An 8,475-nucleotide genomic window follows, 5' to 3' on the forward strand; every position below is an offset into this window, starting at 1 on the left:
TATTATTTAATTTAATTGTAGTGATTTCTTCGCATCCATGACTGCCTCAACGACATAGTCCGCTGTTACAATTTCTGCTCCATCTAGTAAGTCACTCTCTTTTACACCGTTATGTTTCATGCAGGCTGAGCAGACTTTTAATTTACCACCATTTTCTAAGAAAGCAGGTAGTAATTCTTTTATTGGCAAGAACGGTTCTCCAATATCAATTTTATCTGCATATCCTTTAGAAGCTAAATGTACAGCATCAGATAGAAGTAAAATTTCTGCGGAATGCCCTTTCTCTAATGCTTTTCCCCCCATTGTAAATGCAATGGTAACATTATTGGAATCTCTTTCATGTGCTGTTAAAGTTATTAATAAATCTGTTTGACTCATTTTGAAAACCTCCATTATTTTAAAATACCCTTACAGGTATATAATGCATGAATAAAATAAAAAAAACAATCAATTTGCTTAGACTTATGTAGGAAAATCTCCCATTTGGCTAAAATCGTGTGAGAACAGGATAAAAGGGCATCGGGGTGAGGTGCCACCGTGACCGTTTTTGCGTTGAGACGAGTTTTCGGGCACGCGGCGGGAGCCACCGTGACCGTTTTTGCGATGATGCGAGTTTTCGGGCACGCGGCGGGAGCCACCGTGACCGTTTTTGCGATGAGCCGGGTTTTCGGGCACGCGGCAGATTCCACCGTGACCGTTTTTGCGTTGAGACGAGTTTTCGGGCACGCGGCGGGAGCCACCGTGACCGTTTTTGCGATGAGCCGACTTTTCGGGCACGCGGCGGGAGCCACCGTGACCGTTTTCACGATGAATCGACTTTTCAGGCACGCGGCGGATTCCACCGTGACCGTTTTTGCGATGATGCGAGTTTTCGGGCACGCGGCAGATTCCACCGTGACCGATTTCGCGATGAATCGAGTTTTCGGGCACGCGGCAGATTCCACCGTGACCGTTTTTGCGTTGAATCGAATTTTCGGGCACGCGGCGAGAGCCACCGTGACCGTTTTTGCGATGATGCGAGTTTTCGGGCACGCGGCAGATTCCACCGTGACCGATTTCACGATGATGCGAGTTTTCGGGCACGCGGCAGATTCCACCGTGACCGTTTTCACGATGATGCGAGTTTTCGGGCACGCGGCAGATTCCACCGTGACCGTTTTTGCGATGATGCGAGTTTTCGGGCACGCGGCAGATTCCACCGTGACCGTTTTCACGATGATGCGAGTTTTCGGGCACGCGGCAGATGCCACCGTGACCGTTTTTGCTATGAATCGGGTTTTCGGGCACGCGGCGGGAGCCACCGTGACCGTTTTCACGATGAATCGAGTTTTCGGGCACGCGGCGAGAGCCACCTCCTGTTCCAAATAGCTCTGTTTCAAAATAAAGCAGTTTTATTTTTTATCACTTTCCAAACTGATAGAGTAATTTTTAAAAATCGACATTGGTTGTCTTTCTATTTTATGCTTTTTCTCATTTTTTCATACCAAAATAAAAATGCTCTTGTTTTCCTCACTCGAAAACGAGAACATTTTATATCGGCGAATACGATTTTTCACCATTCTATTCTTTATTTATCTTTTTCCAATGCAACGCCTTTTACATATAGTTCAAGGGTTTCGATGGTAGACTGGAGACTTCGGCGAATATGTGCACGCATTGCTTTTTCTACTTCGTCTTTTTGTCCTTTTTGTAAAAGGTTAAATATTTGTATATGTTCTTGTACGACAACATCTGGTTCATATGTTGGATTGGCGTAACTACTAATTCTTCGATAACGCGCAATTCTACTTTTTAGTTGGTTTAAGAATTGATTCGCGACCTCATTGGCGCTTGCTGTTTGGAGAATTTCATGGAATTGTGCACCATGTTTTACGAGATCTTCTTTCCTATCTTTCTCCGCAGCCATTTTCATGAGGACGAGTGCCTCTTCCAACTTATGAAAATCCTGTTCTGATAATTTTTCTGTCGCCTCTTTAGCTACAAGTCCTTCTAATACTTCACGAACTTTAAAGACATCTCCAGCTTCTGTCGGTGTGATTGGTGTAACAATGATTCTCCCATTTGGTTGTTTAAGCACCAATTGTTCTAATTCTAACCGATATAAAGCTTGTCGTAATGGGGTACGGCTTACTTCAATTTCTTTTGATAGTTGCTCCTCCACTAAATGTGTGGAAGGAGCATATTCTAATTTAATTATTTTTTTTCGAATGAAATCATATGCGACATCACTTGCTGATAATCGCCTACTGTAACGAACCATATACTTTCCTCTCTTTTTTCTCTATTCTATTCTCTATTATAGTGAATAGCTGTGGAATAATATACCCCTTTTACTCATCTAATGTTGGGATGGTCGTTTTAGCGATGGATTGATCGAGTGATTCGTAGTTAAAGTAATCAATAACATCATACAATTCTTCTCTTGTCTGCATATCTTCTAATGCGCCCTTTTGTGTACCCGTTTCAAGGATTTCAGTGAACACCCGCTCATATGCCTTTGCTGCAGCACGTAAAGATGTAACTGGATATAGAACCATCGCGTATCCTAAATCTGCAAATTCTTCTGCTGTGTAATATGGTGTTCTACCAAATTCTGTCATATTTGCTAATAATGGCACATCAATCGCATCCGCGAACTTTTTAAAATCTTCTTTCGTTTGCATTGCCTCAGGGAATATCGCATCCGCACCAGCATCCACATACGCTTTTGCGCGTTCAATTGCTTTATCTAAGCCTTCCACACTTCCTGCATCTGTACGTGCTAAAATATAAAGAGAAGGTGCTACTTTTTTAGCCATTTTTATTTTTTCTACCATATCTTCTATTGAGATTAATTGTTTTCCATTCAAATGGCCACATTTCTTAGGAATCTTCTGGTCTTCAATTTGCATTGCAGCTACTGTTGCTTCGACTAATTCACTTACCGTTCTCGCAACATTCAGTGGCCCACCAAATCCATTATCTGCATCCACTAATAATGGAAGATTTGTTGCACGCACAATTTCTCTTGCACGTTCCGCAACTTCTGTAGATTGCAATAAACCAATATCTGGAATACCTAAACTTGCCGTGTAAGCACCTCCAGAGAGATAAAGAGATTTAAAGCCTACTTTTCTACCAACAAGCCCTGCCATGGCATCATGTGCACCAGCAATTTGTAGGATTTGTTGTTGTTCTACTAATTGTTTAAATTCATCTGCTAACTGCTTTTGTGTTTTCTGTTCACTTGTTAACCAAGTCATTGTAAAACCTCCTGTGAATTTTTATAAAGCTCTATTTGGATGACCGAGTTTCGCGTTATTTCGCTTTTTCGGGCAACCATCTGCATTTGGGTGACCGAGTTTCGCGTTATTTCGCTTTTTCGGGCATCCATCTCTGTTTGGATGACCGCTATTCGCGTTATTTCGCTTTTTCGGGCAGCCATCTGCATTTGGGTGACCGAGTTTCGCGTTCTTTCACTTTTCCGGGCAACCATTTCTGTTTGGATGACCGAGTTTCGCGTTATTTCGCTTTTTCGGGCAACCATTTCTGTTTGGGTGACCGCGTTTCGCGTTATTTCGCTTTTTCGGGCAACCATCTGCGTTTGGATGACCGAGTTTCGCGTTCTTTCGCTTTTTCGGGCAACCATCTGCATTTGGGTGACCGAGTTTCGCGTTCTTTCACTTTTCCGGGCAACCATTTCTGTTTGGGTGACCGCTATTCGCGTTCTTTCGCTTTTTCGGGCAACCATCTTCGTTTGGATGACCGAGTTTCGCGTTCTTTCGCTTTTTCGGGCAACCATCTGCATTTGGGGTGACCAATTTTCGCGTTCTTTCGCTTTTTCGGGCAACCATCTGCATTTGGATGACCGAGTTTCGCGTTCTTTCGCTTTTTCGGGCAACCATTTCTGTTTGGGTGACCGCTATTCGCGTTATTTCGCTTTTTCGGGCAACCATCTGCATTTGGATGACCGAGTTTCGCTTTCTTTCGCTTTTTCGGGCAACCATTTCTGTTTGGGTGACCGCTAATCCCCTTATTTCATATTTTCGGGCAGCCAAAGAAAGATGCATTTTCGCGTGAATCTCTTGATAAAAATCCAGCTCCCTCTTTTATTATGTTAACAAAAGAGGGAGGGTTTTTTATTTTTATATAGCCATTAAATCCATTAATTCGTTTACATCTGTTTCCATTAGTTTGTCATGGTCATTAAGAACTGCAAAGATTTTTTCTGCTTGTTGTTGTGGGAATCTTGTTTTAACGTTTTCGACGAATTTTTCGATTAAAAGTGGGATTCCTTCATCTCTTCTACGACGGTGACCAATTGGGTATTCTCTTGCAACAAGTTCTGTTTCTGTGCCATCTTTGAATACAACTTGAACAGCATTTGCAATGGAACGTTTTTCTGGGTCTAGGTAATCTTTACTGTATTCTTCTTTTTCGATTGTTACCATTTTGTCACGTAGTTCATCGATTAATGGATTTTGAGCAAAGTCATCTTCATAACTATCTGCTGTTAGTTCACCAAATAGTAATCCAACTGCTGTGATGTACTGAATACAGTGGTCACGGTCTGCTGGATTATGTAGTGGTCCTTTTTTGTCGATAATACGAATAGCAGATTCATGTGTAATAATTTTAACTTTTTCAATTTCATCAATTTTATCTTTTACTTGATCATGTACTTCAATCGCACACTCTAGGGCTGTTTGTGCATGGAATTCTGCTGGGTAAGAAATTTTGAACAAGATATTTTCCATTACATAAGAATCGAAGTCTTGTGCTAATGTGATTTCTTTACCATTCATAATTACATCTTCAAAGCCCCAACCTTCTGCAGTTAGTGCTGTTTTATAACCCATTTCACCTTTTAATGTTTTCAGTGCAAGGCGAACCGCGCGAGATGTTGCATCTCCTGCTGCCCAAGACTTTCTAGAACCAGTGTTTGGTTCATGACGGTATGTTCTTAGTGCACCTGCATCAACCCAAGCGTTTGATACACAGTTGATTACATCCTGTTTGTCCCCACCAAGTAATTTCGTAACAACTGCTGCAGAAGCAATTTTCACAAATAAGACGTGGTCAAAACCAACGCGATTTAAACTATTATCAAGTGCTAATACACCTTGAATTTCATAAGCTTTAATTCCTGCTTCCAGTACTTCTTTTACTTTCAGTGGTTCTTTACCTTCCGAAATTCGTTTCCGGCTCATATAATCTGCTACAGCTAAGATTCCTCCAAAGTTATCGGACGGATGACCCCATTCTGCTGCTAACCATGTGTCATTATAATCCAACCAACGAATTAATGTACCAATATCAAAAGCACCTTCAATTGGGTCTAGATAATGCTGTGTTCCCGGTACACGTGTTCCAATTGGGACAGTCGTTCCTGGCACAACAGGTCCTAGGTGTTTCGTACACTCTGGATATCTTAATGCTAAAAAAGCCGTTCCCAAACTATCCATTAGCGCGTATCGAGCAGTCTCATAAGCTAAATCACTCGTAATCTCTTTATTCATAACATAATCTGCAATCGTTTCCAAAACTTCATCTGTTACATAATTTTGTTTTTCTTTTACTTGTGTCATCTGTCGAACCTCCATTTATATTATTCTGACAATCTATGTATAATTGTATACAATTGTACATAGGCTGTCAATATAAAAAGAGTCCCTTTTCAAAAAAATTACCAAATGGTACAATTCACCTAATCATATTATTACTTATTTTATGGGGGTATATAATGAAGAAAAAAATATTAGCTCTATTTGTGCTTATTCTTTTTATTTTTCTAGCAGCATGTCAAAATGAAGTAATTCAATCACAGAACAAAAAGGAAACAGATCATTCGGAAGTTGAGGAAGAAGAACAAGCGGATGCAAAGGATGATTTGACAAAATTAGCTGATGAGGAACAAGTAGAGGAAGAAGAAGACTTTGAAAAATTAACAGATGAAGAAGCACAAAAAATTATACAAAAAAATTTAAAAGCGACACATGAAATAGTGAAAAAATTAGTACAAAAAAATCAGGATTGGTATACATTAAATTATGAAGATATCCTTTCCCAAGAAGGACAAAGCGAAGAAGTACAGGAAGCTCTTACGAAAGTTGAAAAGGCATTAGCCAAAGTGATGACAGAAAAAGCCTTAGAGAACAAAGCACTAACGAGCGAATATTTATATGCTTTTACATGTCAATGTGACTCTTTTATGTTACCAATGCCTGCTGATGCTGATGTGCAATTCAGAATGGAAGACCAAACAGAAACAACCTTTACTGCAACCTCCCTAATTCCTCACACAGAAGGACCGATGGAAGTAACACCCGGAACATACACATGGCATTTTATAAAAGAAGATGGAGTTTGGAAATATGATGAAATTACGTTTGTAAGCGCGGATGAAGAGCCCTTTGACCTTACCTTTGAAGATGTAAAACAAATTTACTCCTATTACTCGGATATAGAATTATTGGATGAGGTAGAAGATGGGAATGACACGTATTTTATTATTAAAACAGATGATTTCATATTAGCAGTAAACAAACATGATTCAAGAACAAATTATGAATTAGCAGAAAAATACCAATAAGAAAAAGGCAATGTCTTTATCGTGGACATTGCCTTTTTCTTATTTCGCTTGTGCTCTTAAATTCTCTGTCATGATTGCTGGCCGTGCATACCATAGTAGAACAACCGCCACAATTGCTTCTGCAACAGGTAAAGCGAGCCAGATTCCATTTACACCGAACAACAACGGTAAAACAAGTAACATGAAGATCAGTAAAATAAACCCACGAAAAATGGTAATCATAATGGAAGGCCTTGCATATCCAATAGATTGATAATAAGTCATGTAAATAAAATTAATCCCCATAAATAAATAGCCAAGGAAGAATAATTTCATCCCACTTGTTGCAAGTTCGGCAATCACATCAGATGCAACACCGAAAATTTGGACAAGATAATCGGCGCCAAGATACCCAATGATAATAAAAAGAACACCTAGAATAATACCACTAACTTCGGCAATTTTTACCGTCTCTTTAATCATCTGAAATTTCTTCGCACCATAATAATAACTAATCATCGGCTGAATGGAAGAACCAATCCCAATAAATGCTAGGAACATAAAAGTATGCAAATAATTAATGACCGAAAAAGCTGCCAATCCATTTGTACCAACATAATGAGCCATCGCAATATTATAACCAATGACGAAAACACCCATCCCGATTTCTGATAGGAAACTCGGAAAACCAATCGAACCAATTTGTTTAATGGCACGTTTATTGAAAGTAATAGGAGCGAATTTCAGACTACTTCCTTTTCGGAAAAAATGAATCACTAAAACAAGGAGGCCTAGTGCAGTAGCGAGGACTGTTGCTAATGCTGCACCTGTTACTTCTAATTTCAAAATAAAAATCATCCAATAATTTAGCCCAATATTAAGGATTGCGGAAACGATTAATGCAATCATCGCTAATTGGGGAGCACCATCATTTCGCACAAAAATACTTAAACAAGTTTCCCAGGCAATAATCAACGAAAATAGAAATAAAATATACATATAATCTTTTACATAGGGAAGTGTCTCCTCATTTGCTCCAAAAAAGGAAGCAATTCCGTCCATATTCAACAACCCTATGATACTAACAAGGAGCGTAATTATCGTGACAAGAATAAATGAGAGGCTGAATATTTTCTTCGCCTTCTCTTCATCCCCCTCCCCCATTGCCATCGAATACAGTGTCCCGCCACCAATACCAATTAAAAGTGTGATGGATATAATAATAGAAAAAACCGGTACAGCAATATTCACACTTGCTAATGCTACAGGACCAATTCCATTCCCCACAAAGATTCCGTCAATCACAATATTGACAGACATCAGCATCATGCCTAATAATGTCGGTAATAAATACTGAAAAAAACTCTTCACAGCCGATTGTGATTCCAACTTATCTCTTACTGTACGCATTTTTTCTACCCCAATCTATTTATAAAGGTACATCCCATTCTAATTTGGGATAAAGAAAAAGTCCACAGAAATATTTGTTCGGGTTTTATTAGGATATTGGGTGTGCATATCGGGATTTGGTGCGGATATCGGGATTTGGTGCGTTATATCGGGATTCAGAGCATTATATCGGGATTCCAGCACATATATCGGGATTCAGACACTTATATCGGGATTCGGAGCACATATATCGGGATTCAGAACGTTATATCGGGATTCGGAGCACATATATCGGGATTCAGCACATTATATCGGGATTCAGAACAATATATCGGGATTCAGCACATTATATCGGGATTCAGCACATTATATCGGGATTCAGGCGCGGGATATCGGGATTCAAACGCATATATCGGGATTCAGAGCATTATATGATTAAGTCCATATAATTGTGTAAAAAGGGATAAACAAAAAAGGGCCAAATTAATTCCTATGGTACAATGTTTTCAACGACGATAAACATAGTAGGAGGAATT

The 8,475-nt window shown here is 39.6% G+C and carries 10 protein-coding genes; 2 read left to right on the forward strand and 8 right to left on the reverse strand.

What is annotated here, in order from left to right; all coding sequences use genetic code 11:
* Positions 1-6: 6 nt before the first annotated feature.
* The 7 genes from FHP05_RS14930 to FHP05_RS14960 all read right to left on the reverse strand — a co-directional run bounded on the left by FHP05_RS14930 (position 7) and on the right by FHP05_RS14960 (position 5,567).
* Positions 7-378: a DsrE family protein gene (locus FHP05_RS14930; RefSeq protein ID WP_147670745.1), complete on the reverse strand. Its 372-nt coding sequence runs from the start codon at positions 376-378 to the stop codon at positions 7-9.
* A gap of 14 nt (positions 379-392) precedes the next feature.
* Positions 393-1,364: a hypothetical protein gene (locus FHP05_RS14935; RefSeq protein WP_147670747.1), complete on the reverse strand. Its 972-nt coding sequence runs from the start codon at positions 1,362-1,364 to the stop codon at positions 393-395.
* Positions 1,365-1,567: 203 nt separating this feature from the next.
* Positions 1,568-2,260, reverse strand: coding sequence for a GntR family transcriptional regulator (locus tag FHP05_RS14940; protein WP_147670749.1), 693 nt, complete (start codon positions 2,258-2,260; stop codon positions 1,568-1,570).
* 70 nt (positions 2,261-2,330) lie between these two features.
* The gene (gene prpB / locus FHP05_RS14945; protein ID WP_147670751.1) at positions 2,331-3,242 is read right to left on the reverse strand and encodes a methylisocitrate lyase; all 912 of its coding nucleotides are present in this window, start codon (positions 3,240-3,242) and stop codon (positions 2,331-2,333) included.
* Positions 3,239-3,730: a hypothetical protein gene (locus FHP05_RS14950; RefSeq protein ID WP_191126377.1), complete on the reverse strand. Its 492-nt coding sequence runs from the start codon at positions 3,728-3,730 to the stop codon at positions 3,239-3,241. The genes prpB and FHP05_RS14950 overlap by 4 nt, the downstream gene beginning before the upstream one ends.
* Complete coding sequence (locus tag FHP05_RS14955; protein WP_147670755.1) at positions 3,660-4,049, reverse strand: hypothetical protein; 390 nt, start codon at positions 4,047-4,049, stop codon at positions 3,660-3,662. Before FHP05_RS14955 ends, FHP05_RS14950 begins: the two co-directional genes overlap by 71 nt.
* Before the next feature lie 75 nt (positions 4,050-4,124).
* Positions 4,125-5,567, reverse strand: a complete 1,443-nt coding sequence (locus tag FHP05_RS14960) for a bifunctional 2-methylcitrate dehydratase/aconitate hydratase (RefSeq protein WP_147670757.1) — start codon at positions 5,565-5,567, stop codon at positions 4,125-4,127.
* A gap of 155 nt (positions 5,568-5,722) precedes the next feature.
* On the opposite strand from FHP05_RS14960, the gene FHP05_RS14965 reads away from it, so the two are divergent.
* Entirely contained in the window at positions 5,723-6,571 is an 849-nt protein-coding gene (locus FHP05_RS14965) for a hypothetical protein (RefSeq protein WP_147670759.1), read from the forward strand.
* Positions 6,572-6,610: 39 nt separating this feature from the next.
* Here FHP05_RS14965 and FHP05_RS14970 read toward each other — a convergent pair whose 3' ends face one another.
* Positions 6,611-7,960, reverse strand: coding sequence for an MATE family efflux transporter (locus FHP05_RS14970; RefSeq protein ID WP_147670761.1), 1,350 nt, complete (start codon positions 7,958-7,960; stop codon positions 6,611-6,613).
* Positions 7,961-8,060: 100 nt separating this feature from the next.
* On the opposite strand from FHP05_RS14970, the gene FHP05_RS14975 reads away from it, so the two are divergent.
* Complete coding sequence (locus tag FHP05_RS14975; protein WP_147670763.1) at positions 8,061-8,378, forward strand: hypothetical protein; 318 nt, start codon at positions 8,061-8,063, stop codon at positions 8,376-8,378.
* Positions 8,379-8,475: the final 97 nt, after the last annotated feature.

The sequence above is a fragment of the Cerasibacillus terrae genome, assembly GCF_008039555.1.
Taxonomy (GTDB): Bacteria; Bacillota; Bacilli; order Bacillales; family Amphibacillaceae; genus Cerasibacillus; species Cerasibacillus terrae.

Excerpts from the sequence above, each read along its gene's own strand:
- FHP05_RS14955 (WP_147670755.1), bottom strand. The coding sequence starts at position 4,049 with ATGCATCTTTCTTTGGCTGCCCGAAAATATGAAATAAGGGGATTAGCG.
- FHP05_RS14940 (WP_147670749.1), bottom strand. The coding sequence starts at position 2,260 with ATGGTTCGTTACAGTAGGCGATTATCAGCAAGTGATGTCGCATATGAT.
- FHP05_RS14970 (WP_147670761.1), bottom strand. The coding sequence starts at position 7,960 with ATGCGTACAGTAAGAGATAAGTTGGAATCACAATCGGCTGTGAAGAGT.
- FHP05_RS14960 (WP_147670757.1), bottom strand. The coding sequence starts at position 5,567 with ATGACACAAGTAAAAGAAAAACAAAATTATGTAACAGATGAAGTTTTG.
- FHP05_RS14950 (WP_191126377.1), bottom strand. The coding sequence starts at position 3,730 with ATGGTTGCCCGAAAAAGCGAAAGAACGCGAATAGCGGTCACCCAAACA.
- FHP05_RS14965 (WP_147670759.1), top strand. The coding sequence starts at position 5,723 with ATGAAGAAAAAAATATTAGCTCTATTTGTGCTTATTCTTTTTATTTTT.
- FHP05_RS14930 (WP_147670745.1), bottom strand. The coding sequence starts at position 378 with ATGAGTCAAACAGATTTATTAATAACTTTAACAGCACATGAAAGAGAT.
- prpB (WP_147670751.1), bottom strand. The coding sequence starts at position 3,242 with ATGACTTGGTTAACAAGTGAACAGAAAACACAAAAGCAGTTAGCAGAT.